The 17690-nt window shown below is 46.3% G+C and carries 15 protein-coding genes and 1 pseudogene; 4 read left to right on the top strand and 12 right to left on the bottom strand.

Annotated features, from left to right (window positions below):
* Positions 1-33: 33 nt before the first annotated feature.
* The 6 genes and pseudogenes from atzF to PaeBR_RS03265 all read right to left on the bottom strand — a co-directional run bounded on the left by atzF (position 34) and on the right by PaeBR_RS03265 (position 8506).
* Positions 34-1827: an allophanate hydrolase gene (gene atzF, locus PaeBR_RS03290; RefSeq protein ID WP_410513490.1), complete on the bottom strand. Its 1794-nt coding sequence runs from the start codon at positions 1825-1827 to the stop codon at positions 34-36.
* On the bottom strand, positions 1827-5498 hold the full coding sequence (gene uca, locus PaeBR_RS03285) for an urea carboxylase (RefSeq protein ID WP_410513489.1): 3672 nt from the start codon (positions 5496-5498) through the stop codon (positions 1827-1829). The genes atzF and uca overlap by 1 nt, the downstream gene beginning before the upstream one ends.
* Before the next feature lie 46 nt (positions 5499-5544).
* A complete protein-coding gene (locus tag PaeBR_RS03280; protein ID WP_410513488.1) occupies positions 5545-6195 on the bottom strand; it encodes an urea amidolyase associated protein UAAP2 in 651 nt (216 codons plus the stop codon).
* 35 nt (positions 6196-6230) lie between these two features.
* Positions 6231-6947, bottom strand: a complete 717-nt coding sequence (locus tag PaeBR_RS03275; protein WP_410513487.1) for an urea amidolyase associated protein UAAP1 — start codon at positions 6945-6947, stop codon at positions 6231-6233.
* A gap of 368 nt (positions 6948-7315) precedes the next feature.
* A pseudogene (locus tag PaeBR_RS03270) lies at positions 7316-7483 on the bottom strand (aspartate/glutamate racemase family protein); the annotation flags it as partial.
* 300 nt (positions 7484-7783) lie between these two features.
* Positions 7784-8506, bottom strand: coding sequence for a DUF4386 domain-containing protein (locus PaeBR_RS03265; protein WP_410513486.1), 723 nt, complete (start codon positions 8504-8506; stop codon positions 7784-7786).
* Between the two features lie 214 nt (positions 8507-8720).
* Here PaeBR_RS03265 and PaeBR_RS03260 point away from each other — a divergent pair, with 214 nt between their 5' ends.
* The 3 genes from PaeBR_RS03260 (at position 8721) to PaeBR_RS03250 (ending at position 10682) form a co-directional block, all read left to right on the top strand.
* A complete protein-coding gene (locus PaeBR_RS03260) occupies positions 8721-9725 on the top strand; it encodes an AraC family transcriptional regulator (protein ID WP_410513485.1) in 1005 nt (334 codons plus the stop codon).
* 115 nt (positions 9726-9840) lie between these two features.
* On the top strand, positions 9841-10161 hold the full coding sequence (locus PaeBR_RS03255) for a hypothetical protein (protein WP_410513484.1): 321 nt from the start codon (positions 9841-9843) through the stop codon (positions 10159-10161).
* Positions 10158-10682 carry a hypothetical protein gene (locus tag PaeBR_RS03250; RefSeq protein ID WP_410513483.1) on the top strand — a complete coding sequence of 175 codons (525 nt, stop codon included), beginning with the start codon at positions 10158-10160 and terminating at the stop codon, positions 10680-10682. The genes PaeBR_RS03255 and PaeBR_RS03250 overlap by 4 nt, the downstream gene beginning before the upstream one ends.
* Before the next feature lie 192 nt (positions 10683-10874).
* On the opposite strand, the gene PaeBR_RS03245 is transcribed toward PaeBR_RS03250, so the two are convergent.
* Positions 10875-11528, bottom strand: coding sequence for a M48 family metallopeptidase (locus tag PaeBR_RS03245; RefSeq protein WP_410515060.1), 654 nt, complete (start codon positions 11526-11528; stop codon positions 10875-10877).
* Between the two features lie 127 nt (positions 11529-11655).
* Between PaeBR_RS03245 and PaeBR_RS03240 the strand changes: the two genes are divergently transcribed.
* Complete coding sequence (locus tag PaeBR_RS03240; RefSeq protein WP_410513482.1) at positions 11656-12261, top strand: LysE family translocator; 606 nt, start codon at positions 11656-11658, stop codon at positions 12259-12261.
* Positions 12262-12548: 287 nt separating this feature from the next.
* On the opposite strand, the gene PaeBR_RS03235 is transcribed toward PaeBR_RS03240, so the two are convergent.
* The 5 genes from PaeBR_RS03235 to gtfA form a co-directional block, all read right to left on the bottom strand.
* Positions 12549-13322, bottom strand: coding sequence for a Fic family protein (locus PaeBR_RS03235; protein ID WP_410513481.1), 774 nt, complete (start codon positions 13320-13322; stop codon positions 12549-12551).
* Positions 13323-13502: 180 nt separating this feature from the next.
* Complete coding sequence (locus PaeBR_RS03230; protein ID WP_410513480.1) at positions 13503-14873, bottom strand: hypothetical protein; 1371 nt, start codon at positions 14871-14873, stop codon at positions 13503-13505.
* Positions 14874-15051: 178 nt separating this feature from the next.
* Positions 15052-15708 carry a bacillithiol biosynthesis deacetylase BshB2 gene (gene bshB2 / locus PaeBR_RS03225; RefSeq protein ID WP_410515059.1) on the bottom strand — a complete coding sequence of 219 codons (657 nt, stop codon included), beginning with the start codon at positions 15706-15708 and terminating at the stop codon, positions 15052-15054.
* A 23-nt stretch (positions 15709-15731) separates the two neighbouring features.
* A complete protein-coding gene (locus tag PaeBR_RS03220) occupies positions 15732-16076 on the bottom strand; it encodes a YojF family protein (RefSeq protein WP_410513479.1) in 345 nt (114 codons plus the stop codon).
* Positions 16077-16242: 166 nt separating this feature from the next.
* Positions 16243-17685, bottom strand: a complete 1443-nt coding sequence (gene gtfA / locus PaeBR_RS03215) for a sucrose phosphorylase (protein ID WP_410513478.1) — start codon at positions 17683-17685, stop codon at positions 16243-16245.
* Between the last annotated feature and the right edge of the window lie 5 nt (positions 17686-17690).

The following is a 17690-nucleotide window of genomic DNA, read 5'->3' as shown; positions in this document are numbered from 1 at the left end:
CAAGCTAAACGCATATATTGTTCTCCGGCACTCTTACGAGCGCACAGCTTGCCGCCAACCTCCCGAAGATGTTATGTCTTCAGCACCCTCAGCTGCATAAGACTCGCATAGAAACCCGGAAACTTCAGAGCCGTCGATCAGCGAGATCCTTCCTATACCGAGAGGTGCCGGAATGGAAGCCACAAACCCGCCAAAGCTGGCTGCAGGCATTGTCCACACCTCCAGAGATAGAGAAGCCCCGCCTTGAAGCACCTTCAGCAGTCCCGGCTTCGGTGTCGCCCCCTCAAGTCTAACCATCCTGTATTGCGGTGCCGTAGCCGCCTCGTGCAGGAAGGAGGCTCCACAGGAAAGCATTTGTGTCTCCAGCGAAAAACCACGCATATGCAGTCCACATACAGCTAACAGTACCTCATCCCCGTTTGCAGCAGTCTGAGTGGAGGTGGACTCCGGAGCGGACGAACCAGGAGCGAGCAGTGAAGTTTCAGGGTTCAGCAATTCGGCTGTACCGCAGATCAGCTCTTCGTTATCAGCAAGGGCGAACAAGGTAATGCCGAACGGTAGATCGACCCCCGCTTCTCCAGCAGGAACCGCCACCGCGCTCAAGTCAAGCAGGTTGCAGTGGTTCGTATACCGCCCCATGTCGCTGTTCGTGGAAATCGGATTCTCACGAACCTGGTCGCGGCTCCACGTCCCGCCGCAGGTCGGCATGACAAGTACTGAGTTTTCCAGTAATTTACCCGCCTCAAGCTTTAGCCCCTGAAGCTTATGCACCGATTGAAACACGGAAGCAGCAGTATACTTGGGTGAAGCACCGGACCGAAGAATGGTCTCTGTCACCGGAAATACCGTTTCCGGATGGGACTCGACAAATCCTCCCAGATCTGCCCATCGCTCCGCTACCATGGGTCCGTCATACAGAACCGCAGCAGCTTCAGCGAACAAGGACGTATCGATGTATTTCACCGGGATGCCTAGCTTCTCCAAGGAAAGGACGGCATTCTTCCAGGCCTGTTCATACATTTCCGCATAGGGACCGTAGAAATCCGGAGTCCCTTCAGGAAGCAGCAGCACCTCCGGAAGCCTGTTTCCTGAGCGCTGAATATCGCGTGACCAAGGGTCTTTAGGGTCCACCCCTCTCACGGCGCAATCCACCACCAGCGCATCTTCAAGTCCGGTTGCAAACACCGTTACGCAATCCAGACTCGCGCAGGCAGGAACCACACCACGTGTCGGCCACGCGCCAAGACTCGGCTTATAGCCGACCAGCCGATTCAGCGCAGCAGGCACACGCCCCGAGCCTGCCGTGTCCGTGCCTAGCGAGAAAGCAGCCTGTCCGCGGGCGACCGCTACAGCCGAGCCGCCGCTGGAGCCGCCGCTGATCAGCTCCGGCTTCAATGAATTATGGGTCTCCCCGTGGGGGCTGCGCGTGCCGACCAGACCCGTGGCGAACTGGTCAAGGTTGCTTTTCCCAACAGGAATGGCCCCCGCTGCTATTAGCCTTTCCACTACAGAGGCATGCTCTCCGGGTGTATATGCAAATTCCGGACAGCCGGCAGTGGTAGGAATTCCAGCCAAGTCAATATTGTCCTTGATCGCAAAGGGAATTCCCCAGAGGGGTGCCTGTTCAGGGTCCATGCTCATCAGCCCCGTCAGGTAAGGCTCCAACATTTCCATGGACGGAGGGGTAATCCAAATATTCATGTCGGCATCACGCGCAGCACGCCGCATAATTTCTTCCATTACCTCCCGGGGTGCCAATTGATGGCTCCGGTATTGCTCTGCCAGCCAGCCTATCGACAATCTTTCAGGAAAAAGAACATTACTCATTAGGAAGCCACCTCGCTTTGTTCAGATATAAGAATGCCTGCAATCAACTGTCCTGTATGGACAGCATCGCCCGGGCTCACGTGAATCGAAGCCACAGTCCCGTCACAGGTCGCATATTGGGGGAATTCCATCTTCATGCTTTCTTCGATGGCAATGACCTCACCCTTTTTGACCGTCTGACCCACTGCCGTGAGCACCTTCCATATACTGCCTGGCATGGAGCAGCGAACCGCTTCCGTACCCGGAGGCAGTTCTTCCTCCTGAGCCGCGGGCCCCTGATCCCCCTCGGATACATACTCCGCCAGACCCAGCTCTCTCCAGCTTTCCCGTTCTGCATGGAACCCCTGCTGCTGCCTGCTCCGGAAATCCTCCGTACTATCCTTAATAGAGTCAAGGAAATTCAGATATTCTCCAAGATCAAATGTCGTCTCGGTAATATCCGCTTCAAAGCGTCCGCGCAGGAAATCCTCCCGCAGCTTCAGGAGCTCATCCGCTTCGACCGGATAGAACTGAATCTGGTCGAAGAAGCGCAGCAGCCAAGGTTTTCCGGGTTGAAAGCTCTCCGTGGATCTAAGCCGGTTCCACATCTGGATCGTACGGCCAACGAACTGGTAACCGCCCGGGCCTTCCATACCGTACACGCACATATATGCGCCACCGATCCCGACGGCATTCTCAGGTGTCCAGGTCCGGGCTGGATTATACTTAGTCGTTACCAAACGGTGCCGGGGATCGGTAGGGGTCGCAACGGGTGCGCCAAGATATACATCTCCCAAACCAAGCACTAGATAATTGGCATCAAAAACGATTCGGCGTACCTCTTCAATATCCTCCAATCCGTTAACCCGGCGGATAAACTCAAGATTGCTGGGACACCACGGCGCATCGGGACGGACGGTCTGCTGATAACGCTGGATGGCGAGCTGGGTAGCCGGATCGTCCCAGGATAGCGGAAGTCTGACGATCCGCGAGGGTACCGTTATGGAAGACAGCGGCGGAAGATTCCGGTCAAGCTCCAGAATTCTGCGACTGGCCTCAGCCACCGTAATTTGCGATCGGTCCAGATGTACCTGCAAGGAACGGATGCCCGGCGTCAAATCCAGCACGGGAATGCCACCGTCCTTAATGGCCTGCATCAGCGCATGCACCTGAAAGCGCAGCGTCAAATCTAATTCCATTTCGCCGTATTCAACAAGCAAATTCTCATCGCCGGCGCAGCGGATTACAATTCGAAAACGCCGTTCCCCGCCTTCGGACACCAGCAGGGGATAATCGGGAGTAACAGCTTTCTCTTTGGACGGAAGCGTATAGACAGCTAAAATTCCGGGGTCATCCGCCTCTGGTGATATTACAGCGAGATAACGTTCTTGTGCCGCCCGGACCTCATCCGCCCCTTCTAACGTAAGCAGCCTGAAAGAAACACTGTCCCCGGGACGGAGCTGGCCCAGCTTCCAAAACTCCGCCGATGCCGTAGTTACCGGGCAGACGAAGCCACCGAGACTGGGACCATCCGGTCCGAGCAAAATCGGCATATCTCCCGTCAAATCCAAAGTCCCTACGGCATAGGCGTTATCATGAATGTTGGAAGGATGAAGTCCGGCTTCGCCCCCATCCTCACGGCTCCATATCGGAGCGGGCCCGATCAGCCGGACGCCTGTACGCGAACTATTGAAGTGAACTTCCCAGGTGGTGTGGGTCAGCTGATCCAAATATTCAGGCCGCAGAAATTCTCCGGTGCAGTGCGGACCCGGAATCACACCGATGCTCCATTCCCGCTTCATTATCCGGTTCAGCTCAGGCACCAACCCCTCCACCCTCGGCTCGGCGTTGTTGAGATCAGCATTTCTATTACTTAAGCCCTTCGGGAAATTTACAGATAGGACATCGCCAACCCGCAGCGCCCGGCCGCCGTGACCCCCAAAGCCGCCCAGCGTAAACGTAGCTGCACTGCCCAGAATAGCCGGGACATCAAAACCGCCTGCAACCGTTATATAAGTTCGCATGCCAGCATTGGCTTCGCCAAAGCTCAGGGTTTGCCCCGTAGCAGCGGTAACCGGCTCATACATCGGTACTTTGCAGCCGTCCAGCTCAGCGTTCATATCCGCGCCGGTCAGGCAAAAGGTCATTCCGGCGCGAAAGCGATAGGACCCGCCCCGCAAGGTAAGCTCAAGGCCCGGAGCATGATCCGGATTGCCCAGCAGCTTGTTTCCAATCCGGAACGAAAGGGGGTCCATCGGTCCACAGGGAGGAACGCCGACATCCCAGTGGCCCGTCCGGCCCGGCCAGTCCTGAACCGTAGTCTGAACACCCCCGTCCATAACCTCCAGCGCATATTCCTCAGGGGTGAAGCCTTCCAGCATCCGGGTATAAACTTGCCCTTCCCGGCAGTCTTCATCCTTCAGCAACGCCTGTAAATAGAGAAGATTCGTCGTAATTCCGTAAAGGCGCGTTTCTTCAAGCGCGGATAACAGCTTATCCATAGCTTCATCCCGGTCACGGCCGTGTACGATGATTTTGGCCAGCATTGGATCATAAAGCGTCGTCACTTCAAGTCCGTCTCTGACCCAGGTCTCAATCCTCGCCTTTTCGGAAAATACCACTTTGTCCAGCTGACCGGCGCTCGGTCTGAACTGCTGCAGGCAGTCTTCGGCGTAGATTCGGGCCTGCATACTATGTCCTTTGGGTTCACTTACGAATGAACTCAAATCCCGCAGCTCATCCGCCGCTTCCAGCACCATCCACTTCACAAGATCAATGCCGAGAACTTCTTCCGTCACCCCATGCTCCACTTGAAGCCGGGTATTCACCTCCAGGAAGTAAAAGCGCTGCTCATCGGGATCATATAAAAACTCAACCGTCCCCGCACTGCGGTAACCGGCTTCAGACGCCAGATTAGTGGCCGCCTCATACATTGCATTTCGAACACGATCCGGAAGATCGGGAGCAGGACTCTCTTCAATAACCTTTTGATTCCGCCGCTGAATGGAACAGTCGCGTTCACCGAGCGCAATCACCTCACCGAAGCGGTTTCCGAAGATTTGTACTTCCACATGGCGCGCTTTGGCAATATATTTTTCCAAAAATAAGCCCGCGTTCTTAAAGTTGGTCTCCGCCAAATGACGCACAGAATCAAAGGCAGCCTCAAGCGCTTCTTCATCCGGGCAGACCCGCATGCCGATACCGCCGCCTCCGGCTGTGCTTTTAAGAATAACCGGATAGCCGATTACAGCCGCCTGCTCCAATGCCTCCTCCACTTTCGAGATTAGCGCCGTTCCCGGCAGCAGCGGAACACCTGCTTTTAACGCGAGTTCCCGCGCCGAATGCTTAAGCCCGAACAATTCCATCTGCTCCGGCGTGGGGCCGATAAAGGCGATCCCCCGTTCCCGGCAGGCGCGGGCAAATTCAGCATTTTCGCTCAGGAATCCGTATCCTGGATGAATCGCCTGCGCACCCGTGGCAATAGCGGTATCCAAAATCAACTCTGAATTCAAATAACTCTCTTTAGCGGCCCCTTCCCCAATGAGCACCGCTTCATCCCCTTGGTCCACATGCAGACTATCCTGGTCGGCGCGGGTATAGACCGCTACAGACGGAATCCCCATTTCACGCAGCGTTCTTTCAATGCGGACTGCAATAGCGCCGCGGTTGGCAATCAGTATTTTATCGAACATGAGGACCCCTCCCAAAGGTGTGCGTATCTATTTACCTATCTATCTTCTACTGCTCCCAGATCAGAACACGAACCGGCGTCGGATTATAAGCATTACACGGGTTGTTCAACTGCGGACAATTACTGATCAGCACCAGCGTACGACGAAGCGACTTCATTTCCACATACGCCCCAGGAAAAGATACCCCATCCGCAAACTGCAGCCCGCCTTCTGGCGTAACCGGAACATTCATGAAAAAATTAATATTCGGTGCCAGATCCCGCTTGCTGAAATCACCATCCCATTTGGACAACTGAAGCATAAAAGTATCCCGGCAATTGTGCATATGCAGCTTGTCGTGGCTATAACGGACCGTATTGCTTTCCGCCGAGCAGGAACCCCCCACCGTATCATGCCGTCCGCAGGTATCCGCGACAATTTCCAGCAGTTCAGCGCCGGATTCCGAACGAAGCACCGAGCCTGTCGTCAAATAAATATTCCCCTGAGCGGCTATTGTCGCAACCGCACTGTAGTGATCCTCGGGATGATCTGCATCATAGAAAAGCGTATCTGCCGCCTGATTTCCAGCCACATCCACAATTCTCAGCACCTGCCCGGGGAGCAGTTCATGCATCCAACCGTCTCCGGCCAGAATCGTTTGATCATAGATCGCATTTTCCGCGAGCCGATTACTTTCCACCTTTATAAATGCCGCCATATGAAGCCCCTCCTTTTAATCTATAGCCATCCTTTTTAGCCGAGCAAAGTGTAATAATTCCATGTATTCTCAAAAGCCCGCCGGTTCTCCGGACGATAATTCACGCAGTAATCCAAGCTGTCAACGGCAGCCGCAGGCAGCACTTCCATCTTCACCGGAACTGAAGGATACGAAGAACTCGGGTCTAGCGGATTAGGGGTATTAGAGAGTATGACCAGCACATCCATTTCCGTACGCAGCGTAACTGAAGAGCCCGCAGCACAATGATCCCCGCAATACACCATATCCCCATCCTCGTTGCAAAATACTTTGGAAAACAAGTTGACCACAGGTGACAAATCCCTGGCTTCCAATCCATTGCGCGTGAGTTCCACCGTCAGATTTTCTTCACCACTCCGAAGCCAGTCATTCCTTTGTTCCTGATAGTTCGTCGCTCCGTACTTGGCATCCGTCGCCGTGCGGGTCGTGTACCCGCTAATAGCGTCGTGCCATCCCAGGCTATCCTGCACAATACTGGCGAGTACGCGCCCATTGTCACTCATAAGCACATTGCCCCGTGTCAAATGCGATGTATACTGAGCCTTCAGCGTATCCGGCATGTTATAACGTTCCGTCAAATCCTTGGCGTTGTAGAGAAGAAGCGATATATTCGCCCCTTTATCAAGTGCCGTAAAACGCAGGTATCTCCCCTTACCTATCGTACCCGACCATTTCGTACCGGCGATCAGAGTTGTGCCCCAAAACCTGTTCATCCCAATCCCTCCCGCATCATTAGTATAAAAAAAATAAAAGCCCGGGAGAAATCTCCCAGGCTTTTATCCTTCCGTGCTGCAGTTATAAGGGTTTGAACCCCTGTCTGCATCCTGTCTCTCGGACCTGCCCCAATGTCGGGAAGGTTAACGGCCGGAAACCCGGTCAGTCACCCCCTTCATCGGCGGAACCCTAGACAGTATTTTCGTTCGCGATCCATATGGATGAGAACCTTTATTTTCTTGTCACATTAACTAACATCTAACCAGATTATAGTGGGGATTTCGGGGGGTGTCAACACTTGCGTTAGATAAATTAACATAAAAAGAGACTGCGCAATTTCTGCGAGTCGTTTACCAGCACTTCCCTAATCACCTGCTGCTTGATATCGTTCCATCTCTTCAAAGTCTACGCTATATAAAATACACTTGGCTGAATGCAATCCGCCCAATTGTTTTTTCACTTCTTCGTTGATAATACGATAATATTTTAACGAGGACTCCCAGCTCATTCCACCAATAAGACCAATCGTTTTCATAAATAATCCCCTATCGATTTGAAATATATGCACTATATAAGATGAACTGGAAAAAATGACAACAGAGTGAGAGTAACGAAGGGGAAGTTTGGAACTGGAGGAGCGCTAGCGACCGCCTTTGTCTCCGGATTTCATCCGCGAAAAGCGGTACAATCCTAGAAATCTGGAGACAACAGCGGCCGGAAGTCCAAACATTCCCCGTAGTTACGGCCGACTCCTTAAATGCAAAATCTCAAGTTCAATTTATATATCATATAATTCTTTGGTTTCATTTTATATAGGTTTATTTTAATAAATGCCTCAGCTTATCCGGGTTCCTGGCTGGCTATATTTACTTTTCCGTATGAGTGAGACCCCCAGTGTGATCATCCAAAGGAGCCAAAGTGTGCTGCCAATTGGAGCTGCCCATCCTATTACAGGGAATGTTGGTATGACTGTGGCAAATAGTTCGGTTTGTCCTAAGAGATAAATCAAGGAGGAGATGATTCCGAACCAACCGATGAATGGATGAATGGTTTTTGATTTAATAAAATGGTGGCAAACAATCAAAGTCCATATAATAGAAAATATTTGGCCCAGATGCTCTCCAAGAATTACTCCACCGTATTGGTGAACTACTTGAAATATAATAGAAACGGTCACTTGGGACGTGTCAGGATGATCAGCATAATAATTAGATAGAACCGGCACAACAAATACCCATCTTAATAATCCTACAATCTGTGTTATTCCTCCAATGATCATAAAGGTTGTTGCAACTCTTACATTTTGATATTCTTCTCCAATGATCTTACTTAAAAAAACGACAGCCCAAAGAAGTGGCAGTCCAGCTAGTGAAAACACCCACCAAACTAGGATTAATGATGTTCCTCCATCATGAAATTTTGTTAAAATATGATCTACGGGCATTCTTAAAATATCAGGGTAATCAAAAATAAAAATAAGAGTAATGTACGGAATAAAGAGCAATATAGATCCTAATATAAACAATAGACCTGCTTGACGGTGCAAATTAGTTTTCATAAGAAACTACCTCCAATTTAAAATGTCATTAATGAATAAAGGGGCATGTATCAAATCTGTGATATACTGCTACTAACTTCGATCATCCCTCCAATATTTTGCATCAAGCTTAGTTTTAAGCTTATAACAATAAAGTAAAGGTCATTATAATAAAGCATGCAAAAAAGCTAACAAAAAACGCAAAAATACATATAAGTAAAGGAGTTAACTCGGGATGTATCAAATGTCGGTGATGTTGTGTATACCTATTGTGCATTCAATATTAAGTAGAGGTCACTCTATAGAATCTTTGTATAAAGACCTTCAAATCCAAGAGGATCTTATGACAAATCCAGACAACTATATCGATTCGGACAAATATGACCGTTTGATGGAAAGTGCAGCTCATATTTGTAAAGATCCATATTTCGGCTTACTTTTAGGATCGGGATTTTCATTAGACAATTTGGGTTTGATCGGATATATCTTGCTCAATTCCAACACACTAAATCAAGCGTTCGAAAATTATCAACGATATAATATTCTCTTATGTAGTGGTATCGTTTACGATCTGCAGATTATCGATGGTGAAGCAAAATTCAGCTTTTGGGTAAGCGATTCTTCAAGAAATCCAACCTATCATCTTATGGATTCAATCCTCTCTTCGACTTATAAAATTATTCAAAAGCTAACTGGTGATCCCCTTCAACTAAAAATGGTTTCATTTACACACGGTGCTCCCTCAGATATACAGCCATATGCCAATCTTTTTGGAACGAAACTTGTTTTCAATCAAAAGGAAAATGCACTTATATTCGATGCAAAAATATTAGATTTACCTGTCGTGTATCGCAATCAACAATTGTTAGAAATTGTGGAGAACCATGCCATTCAGATGATACGTGCTTTGAAATTGGAACAGACCTTCTCGGAAATTGTTAGTCTTGCTATTATCAAAAGGTTCGATGGATCTATCCCTAGAATCCAAGACATAGCTAGAAGTCTAGGATTTAGCGTTCGCTCCATTCAGCTTCAATTGAAAAAAGATAATACTACTTTCAAGGATTTACTCACAATTATTCGAAAAAACATGGCGGAAAGGTATTTAAAAGACCCTTCATTTTCGATCAGTGATATTTCTTATGCTCTTGGATTTTCAGAACCTGTATCCTTCCATCTCGCCTTTAAGAAATGGACAGGGCAAACGCCTGGTGGTTACCGGAAACAAAACATCGGATAATACTAATGTTTGCACCTTTCATTAATTCCTTTGCGCTTTTGATAATCGCCGTAGTCTCCATACTTTTATATGATAATCTTATGGATTCTTAATATAAGAAGGAGTTGGAGAACTAGTGAAAATGGTTAATCAGAAGGAGTTGCATGTCATCTTCGGGACAGGACCTTTAGGAAAATGGACAATGCGGGAACTACTTAAATTAAATAAAAAAGTGCGTCTAGTTAATAGATCAGGTAATAAAAAAGGCTTTCCAGACGAAGTGGAAGTGGTTGCTGGAAATGCATTTGATACAAAGAAAGTAGCCGAACTAACGAAAGGCGCTACAGCAGTTTATCAATGCGCACAGCCCGCGTATCACGATTGGGTAAAATCTTTTTTATTGATGCAACAATCCATAATGCGCATACCCATAAGGGGAAAGTACGTCAGGCCATGACCGAAGCCCTTGAACTTGCTCACAATGCAGGGAAGCTACCTATAGCCCGCGTTCGTGGATCAGACTTCTGGGGTCCAGACGACTTTGCAGCAACTCCATTCATATTCGGTTCAGCATTAACCGGTAAGCGCGCATCCATTTTAGGAAACAAGCATAAACCTCATACGTTTACCTATGCTCCTGACTTTGGCAAAGCGTTAGCGATAGCCGGTACAAACGATACAGCTCTAGGGGAAATTTGGCATGTCCCAAGCAATCCCCCGATCACGCAAATTGAACTTTTTAATTTAATTTCTGCTGAATTGGATAAACACGTAAAAACTAGAGTAGTTGGCACACGGCTTATTCGCTTGCTTGGTTTGTTTAACCCAAATATGCGTGAGATGGTTGAAATGATGTATCAATGGAATCATCCGTTTGTAATGGATAGCAGTAAGTTCGAAAAGACGTTTGGTATGAAAGCCACGTCTGTTAACGAAGCCATAAATAACACATTAAGTTGGTATCGAAAACATATATGACAACAGAAATTAGATATTTTAACCGGCATCAGTAAAAAAAATAAAAGCCTGGGAGAAAATCTCCTAGGCTTTTATCCTTGCTGCAGTTGAAAGTTTGACTCCCCTCCTGCATCTGTCCCTCGAACCTCCCCCGACTTTAGAGAGTTAACGGCCGGTAACCCCGGAGGATTACATTCGTAAATAAAATCGTTTTTATAGTGTCATAAACTGCCCATGCCTTGCTAAAAACTCCTGCTTTTCTTTATAATCCGGCATAAAACTTCCAACACGCCTCCAAAAGGATCGGTCATGATTCATATGCAGCAGATGACAGAGTTCATGGATGATCACATAATCTATAACTTCTACGGGAGCCATGGCCAGACGATAATTAAAGGTTATCTTTTTATCCGAACTGCAGCTTCCCCACTTGGTTCTCGATTCTACGATCTCAATGGTTTTGGGTTTTACTCTCAGCTCTGTTTGATATCTGTTTATTCGTTCTCCCACAATCTTCTTACAGCTTGCAAAATAGAACTTTTTGAGATTTTTCTTAAGCTCCTCTTCATCTAACTCACCCGTCTCTATCAGCTCATGCAGAAAATACTCTTTTCCAAGATAAAGGAACTTACCTTCGTCCTGATACTCTCTTGTCTTAGGGGTTTCTTGGGCCTTCGCGATGGCTTGTAATTTCTCCAGTATCAACTTACCATGCTGTTCCATAGCGCTTATGATAATCTCTTCACTTGTATCTCTGGGAGCTTTAACCGTTATGTGGCCAATCGAATCTATATGAAGTGATATCTTCTTTCTCTTCCCATATTGAACATTGAACTCTATGATGTTATTTTCAAATTCGATTTTCATACCCACCATCGTTTCCATGTATATAATTTCATCTTGTCCTATTTTATCATGAATCTGCCAACTGCAATTTTTTAGTTGAATCCCCGGTTAGATTCTCTTATTCTTATGTTCATAAGGGGTGAGCTATATGCTTATAAAAGGATTTAAATTCGGGATTCTGCTGCAATTCGCAGTAGGCCCCGTTTGTATTTTTATATTTCAAGCAGCATCCTTACAGGGATTTGCCGCAGCAGAGGCAGGGGCATTGGGTGTGACACTTATCGATGGGCTTTATATTCTGGCTGCCATTCTTGGGATGACTTCAATGGTTAAGAAGATGAATATAAAAAAGGGGTTGAAAATATTCAGCGCCGCCACCCTGTTTATTTTTGGATTGAACATGATTATCGGCTTGTTCGACAGGAGTCTTCTGCCCAGCTTAAACATCGCGGACTCTTCCGGCAATAACAGCCCTTTTGTATACGCACTGATACTGACAGCTTCCAGCCCCCTTACAATCCTTTTTTGGGCAGGCGTATTCTCCACTAAGATTGATGAAGAACATATACAGCGGAAGCATATTTACTTGTACGGCTTAGGCGCCTTAATGTCTACCCTGCTTTTTTTGACTCTGATCGCCTTCATTGGCAGCTTGACTCAAGCTTTTATTACACCGTTTATTACGCAGGCGCTGAATCTTGCAGTAGGACTTATATTCATCTATTTTGCCATAAAAATGATTTTGAAAAAATAAAATCACTTCTTCCTTTTCACTTTGCCTTCAGCCTTCTTTGTATTCTCGGCAACTCTGAATTTCTGATAGCTTATTTTCACTCCTGCATCCGGGGCAGACTCTTATATCCTTCCTGAACCCGTGAAATGAAGTATCAAAATAATAGGTAGGGACAGATCAAGAACACCGCAGTAGTCATTATATTAAAATAGATTGGGCATCTTCATGCTGGGGATGAAGCTTCTATTAAACAAAAAACGGAGGTAACGTTTTAACAGTACCTTCGTCAGCTATTGGTTCTACCATTTCTACAGAGACCGATCCATATTCGGATGGGACTCTGGTTCATTCCGCTTCAAATCCGGAAAGAAATAATCAACCTGCGCTTCGTATCTGTCTTGCTCTGAGAGGCAGGTATCCATCAAATACCCTTTTTCAGAGCGGTATTCCTTAAGGCCACGGTAATAAAACAACTTATGCTTATGATCAATGATAAAGGGGATAATATCATTTTTAAGACATTCCTTAAACATGATGATCCTGCCGACACGACCGTTGCCATCCTGGAAAGGATGGATACTCTCAAATTCATGATGAAAATCCACAATATCCTCTAGCGATATACTTGGCTTTTGGTGATACGCGGCCAACAACTTTCCCATAGCACTTGCCACTTTTCCCGGGGCGGTCGTTTTCAAATCTCCAACCACATTGGGTCTGGCTTTGTAATCGCCAACGCGGAACCATTCTTTTCTTTCATCCGAGGTATTTCTTTTTAAGATTCTATGAAATTCCTTGATCATCTCTTCAGACAAATTTTTCTGTGCATGAGTCAGCATATAGTCAAAGCAGGTGAAGTGGTTTACCGTCTCTATAATATCGTCAACGCTTGCTGTTTCTTCCGGCTCCACGTTAATGGTATTCGTTTCAAAAATGTACCGTGTCTGATCCTCTGATAACCGACTGCCTTCGATCCGATTAGAGTTATAGGCAAGCTTTATTTGGGTCTGATGGTACAGACCTCCCTTGAGCCCCATCTTCAATTCTTCCTGTAGATGGTCTAATAATGTTTTGTCTTCCATTAGCATTTCTCCTAACCATTACAGAATGATCCATGATCCATGTATTTTAAAAACTCAAAAATAGCCTTACTTGCTGTTATCATTATAGCATTCTCTATTGTGAAATATGCAGCAGTATGGGAATCTATTCGGAATAAACATGGTACTAAAAAGAACAAAAGAGGCCGCTGTTGACCTCTTTTACTTGATCTTTGCCAATTCATCCAGAAAGGCCGGTCGCCTGTTATATTGAGTCTTTAATTGAAGGAGGATCTCTGACTGGCTCGCTTGGCCGGCAATCTTTTTATAGCGTTTAAGCATGGCGCATACACGTTGATACTCTTTTCGGTTTGAAGATGCGCCGGCAGCGTTATATATATGATCACTATAAATCTGTTCAGTTTCCTCCCGGTAATCCGCTGACAATCGCGGAGCATACTCTTCTATCGCGGAAGGATTGGCCCTTACATAAGCCATCATTTCTTCCAGATCATTTTTGTCTGATATAAGCTTAAGATATACTCCTCTAGCTCTCCAATTCTCAGATTTTCTCAGTTCTGCTATGATGCCGCGATAGAACTCCTCCTTGTCCCCTTCGAACAGAGACTCCAGATCATGATAATAAGCATAGTCACCACCCAGCAAAAGCTCTTTTGCCAGCTGCCCCTGCTCTTGCTTGAGAGAAAGTTTTTTATAGGCTTCATACCTTGCGGCTTTCCACTTGGAAATTAAACCGGGAAGTTGTCGATCCTGCTGTTCCCCTTCTTCGGCCAATTCGATAGCGCGGCGGTAATTCCGCTTCTCTATACTCTTCCTAATTGCCCAATCCCGGAAATAAGTAAAATGGAGATGATCCTGCACGAACTTCCCTGCTTCTTCCTTGGAACCATAATCCTGAATGAGCTGAAATAAAATCTGGAGCAGCGCTTCGTTTGAATATTTCTGGTACTGGTTATTAGCATTGGAAGCGATGTGATTCTCAATCGATGCCTTCAACTGTTCTCTTAGGTTCTCCGCATCCGCGAATTCAGCACAGATATGGAACAGGGCAGTCTGATAATCCTCCCATCCATGGAAAATCCCGCTCTTGCTCATCGTCAACAGACGGTTAAAGAAGATCTCCCGGGCTGAGACATCCTGTCGATCCAGGCTGCCTGCGATTTCACGGATTTGTTCCAATGCTTCCTCCACCAGCATGCCGACATCACCGTCCGAATCATCCGCATACTGATACGCCGCCACTCCCTCTGCAAGCACCAGCAAGGCAATTTCCAGGGCCAACGTTTCATCCTGTGCACCGTTAGTATCTTCCAGCAGCTTAAGCATTTCTGTCGCAAACCCGTATGTTTCTCTGTAAGGGATGAAGCCTTCTCTGCCAACATACTTCTTCACAATGGAATCGATCAGCTTTTTACAGGATTGAATTTGCTGAGCATGATCACCTTTGACGTATTTCACCAGGAGCCCATTTTTAAACGCGTCGTCCTGCTCAGCAACTTGGGAGATAATACGAATTAGTTCTTCTTTGGATAAGCTATTCAATACTTCTTCTATTTCAGACTGTCGCACCATTTTTGTTCACACTCCGATATCAATCATAAATTGGATTATCAATTGTCATCATCAAGTTCTTCTGCCCATTTGAGAACAGAATTAGGAGCTTGAAGCAATCCCCCATGTTTTCGAAAATATCACCTTCATCATGAACATACTGGACCGCTACTTCGCAGAAATAAATCCGAGGTTATAATCACTCAAATGAGTAGGTCCAAAATCGTTCTGTTCCAAAACGCTCCTGGATTTCTTTTGGTTTAAATTTTTTACTGCCTAATAATTCAGCAGCTTGGAATTGGGACCGATGAGCTTCTATGGATGCCATCTTTTGCTTTAAAAAATCTCTTACATCATTTATAACATCAGGCTTGCCGATAGCTTGTTGAAGATTCTTGGCAAAGGCAATGCAGTGAACAGGAGGTCTTTCTTCCTTAGGCAGCTTTCCAACCGTTCGAATAACAGCAGCTCCACATGCATCATGATCGGGATGAACGCTGTAACCTGGATAAAAAGTAATGATCAGCGAGGGGTGTAGCTCTTTCAGAAGAGCGTCAATCCGTCCATCCAACAATTCTTGTTCCTCGAATTCAATCGTTTTATCGTGAAAACCCATCATTCTTAGATCCTGTATTCCAATAGATCGGCAGGACGCTTCCAGCTCCTTTCTGCGTATTTCCGGAAGAGTCACACGAGTAGCAAATGGCGGAATCCCCATATTACGACCCATTTCTCCTAAAGTAAGACAGGCATAGGTAACTTGGGCTCCATTCTGTAAATACATGGCCAGTGTTCCTGATACACCAAAGGCCTCATCATCGGGGTGCGGCAGCACAACAAGAATATGTCTTTCCACTGAACTGTTCATCTCCTCTTTCATTAAAAGGGCTCCCGGCTTAATTGTAAGGATACGATCAGCTTGCCCTGACTGTCATGCCCTACCATGATCAGTCTGCTCGTCTCACTTTCTTCATAGTGAGTTAGCCCTTCCGAGTATATCCAGCCCTGCTGCATCTTTAAGCCTACCCGATAAGGACCACTACCGGAAATCGACCCATGGGAATATCGAATCATAGCATTAGTAATAAAAGCAGCTGCCGGATGCTTTGAACTATCTATATGGGAAGCATAAGCTCCCGTTGTCATCTCAAGATGGACATAAAGTTCCTGATCTTTAAGCATGTCGATCCTAAGTTGTACTTCTGATTGATTGATAAGCTGCATTTCGCGCCTCCATAACTGAACTTATTCATAAATTTCCCCATAAAGTATAACCCGCAAAGCTTTGCTATTCAAATGAATGCAAATAAAAAAACCACCTTAAAAAAGGCGGTTCCTCAGTTATTCCGTTAAGTAACCTCTCCCCGTAGTTACGGCCAACTCCAAAAAATCAAAACACTTTTTCCCAGTCCGTTCCCTGTTCTTTTTGCAAAATGCTAAACTCCTTGGTCAGAAGATCAGCTTCCAGTTTAATTTCGCTCGTTAGGTTTTTCCAGGTGATGACCATACCATTTTCATTCACCTGTTCAATCTGAATATCCCCTTGAAATGCAGGACTGCTGTTTCTCAATTTTAATAATTGAAACAGTTTTTGAACAACTGGACGTTCTACCTCAGCATCGATCTCTTCTTTGGAGTAATAATGCCGGTTAATATTCCGGCCTTCTTTTGTCTTTTCCAGAAGTTCAAGATCATTCTCTCCGGCCAATAATCCGACATAATAAATCTGAGGTATCCCTGGTGCAAAACATTGAATAGCTCGCGCCAGCAGATAAGCCTGATCGTCATTGCCAAGTGCTGAGTAGTACGTACAGTTGATTTGGTAAATATCCAGATTGTTATACGCTTCTGTGCTGTATATTTTTTTTACATTAGCTCCTTGGCTGTATAAACTCTCTCTGGTCATTTCCGCTTCTTCATCAGTCAAGAGATCTTTTACGTCTACAACACCAATCCCATCATGCGTATCTAATGTAGTAAACTGTTTTCTCGGACAGATTTCCAGCCAATGAACCAGCCGGTTTACTTTCCCACTATACAAAGCATGGAGCACCAGCATCGGCAACGCAAAATCATATACATAGTAGTCCTGATCTGCAATTTTCAATTGGATGCTGTAATGCTCATGAATTTCCGGCAAAACAGTTACGCCATACGGCGCTACAGTACGTTCAGAGTGATTTAACATTTCCCAAATATCCGGCTCGACAAAAAAACAATTGGTGCCTATTTTTTTGTTGGCATACGCGAAAGCATCCAATCGAATGATTGAAGCTCCTTTTTCCGCCAGAAAAGTGAGATTGTCCGTTATGAATTTCCGCGTCGTATTTGTGGTCACATCCAGGTCAATTTGTTGCTCATCAAAGGTACACCATACCTTCTCGGTTGTGCCGTCTTTGAAGGTAACTTCTACATAAGGAGCACGCGGCTTGCGTTTGTAGATCAAGTCCACATCTGTCTGGGTCGGTTCCCCATCCGGCCAGAAATCCTTGTAACGAATGAACAGATCCGCATATTCCGAGGCGTCTTTTTTCTCCAGAAAATCCTGGAAATACGGAGATTGCCGTGAGATGTGGTTGATCATAAAATCATACATCATATAAAATTTCTGACTCATCTCTTCAACTTCAGTCCAACCTCCGAATGCAGGATCAACTTTTGTATAATCCATGGGTGCAAATCCCCTGTCCCCCGAGGAAGGATAGAACGGCAATAAGTGAATTCCTCCGACGACTCCTTGCAGATGCTTATCCAGCACCTCATTTAATTCTTTTAAATTACTCCCAAGACTATCAGCATACGTAATTAGCATAGCTTCATTTTTAATTTGCATAGCAG

Origin of the sequence: Paenibacillus sp. BR2-3, from assembly GCF_046529485.1 — a bacterium.
Lineage (GTDB): Bacteria > Bacillota > Bacilli > Paenibacillales > Paenibacillaceae > Paenibacillus_AQ.
The sequence above is the reverse complement of the archived record's forward strand: the minus strand, read 5'-3'. Positions and strand labels throughout refer to the sequence as shown.

Bases quoted from the DNA above. Each gene is read 5' to 3' on its own strand.
- PaeBR_RS03245 (WP_410515060.1), bottom strand. From the start codon at position 11,528: ATGAAAATCGAATTTGAAAATAACATCATAGAGTTCAATGTTCAATAT.
- PaeBR_RS03275 (WP_410513487.1), bottom strand. From the start codon at position 6,947: ATGAACAGGTTTTGGGGCACAACTCTGATCGCCGGTACGAAATGGTCG.
- PaeBR_RS03280 (WP_410513488.1), bottom strand. From the start codon at position 6,195: ATGGCGGCATTTATAAAGGTGGAAAGTAATCGGCTCGCGGAAAATGCG.
- PaeBR_RS03230 (WP_410513480.1), bottom strand. From the start codon at position 14,873: ATGGTGCGACAGTCTGAAATAGAAGAAGTATTGAATAGCTTATCCAAA.
- PaeBR_RS03220 (WP_410513479.1), bottom strand. From the start codon at position 16,076: ATGCAGCTTATCAATCAATCAGAAGTACAACTTAGGATCGACATGCTT.
- uca (WP_410513489.1), bottom strand. From the start codon at position 5,498: ATGTTCGATAAAATACTGATTGCCAACCGCGGCGCTATTGCAGTCCGC.
- gtfA (WP_410513478.1), bottom strand. From the start codon at position 17,685: ATGCAAATTAAAAATGAAGCTATGCTAATTACGTATGCTGATAGTCTT.
- PaeBR_RS03235 (WP_410513481.1), bottom strand. From the start codon at position 13,322: ATGGAAGACAAAACATTATTAGACCATCTACAGGAAGAATTGAAGATG.
- PaeBR_RS03265 (WP_410513486.1), bottom strand. From the start codon at position 8,506: ATGAAAACTAATTTGCACCGTCAAGCAGGTCTATTGTTTATATTAGGA.
- atzF (WP_410513490.1), bottom strand. From the start codon at position 1,827: ATGAGTAATGTTCTTTTTCCTGAAAGATTGTCGATAGGCTGGCTGGCA.
- PaeBR_RS03240 (WP_410513482.1), top strand. From the start codon at position 11,656: ATGCTTATAAAAGGATTTAAATTCGGGATTCTGCTGCAATTCGCAGTA.
- PaeBR_RS03250 (WP_410513483.1), top strand. From the start codon at position 10,158: ATGACCGAAGCCCTTGAACTTGCTCACAATGCAGGGAAGCTACCTATA.
- PaeBR_RS03260 (WP_410513485.1), top strand. From the start codon at position 8,721: ATGTATCAAATGTCGGTGATGTTGTGTATACCTATTGTGCATTCAATA.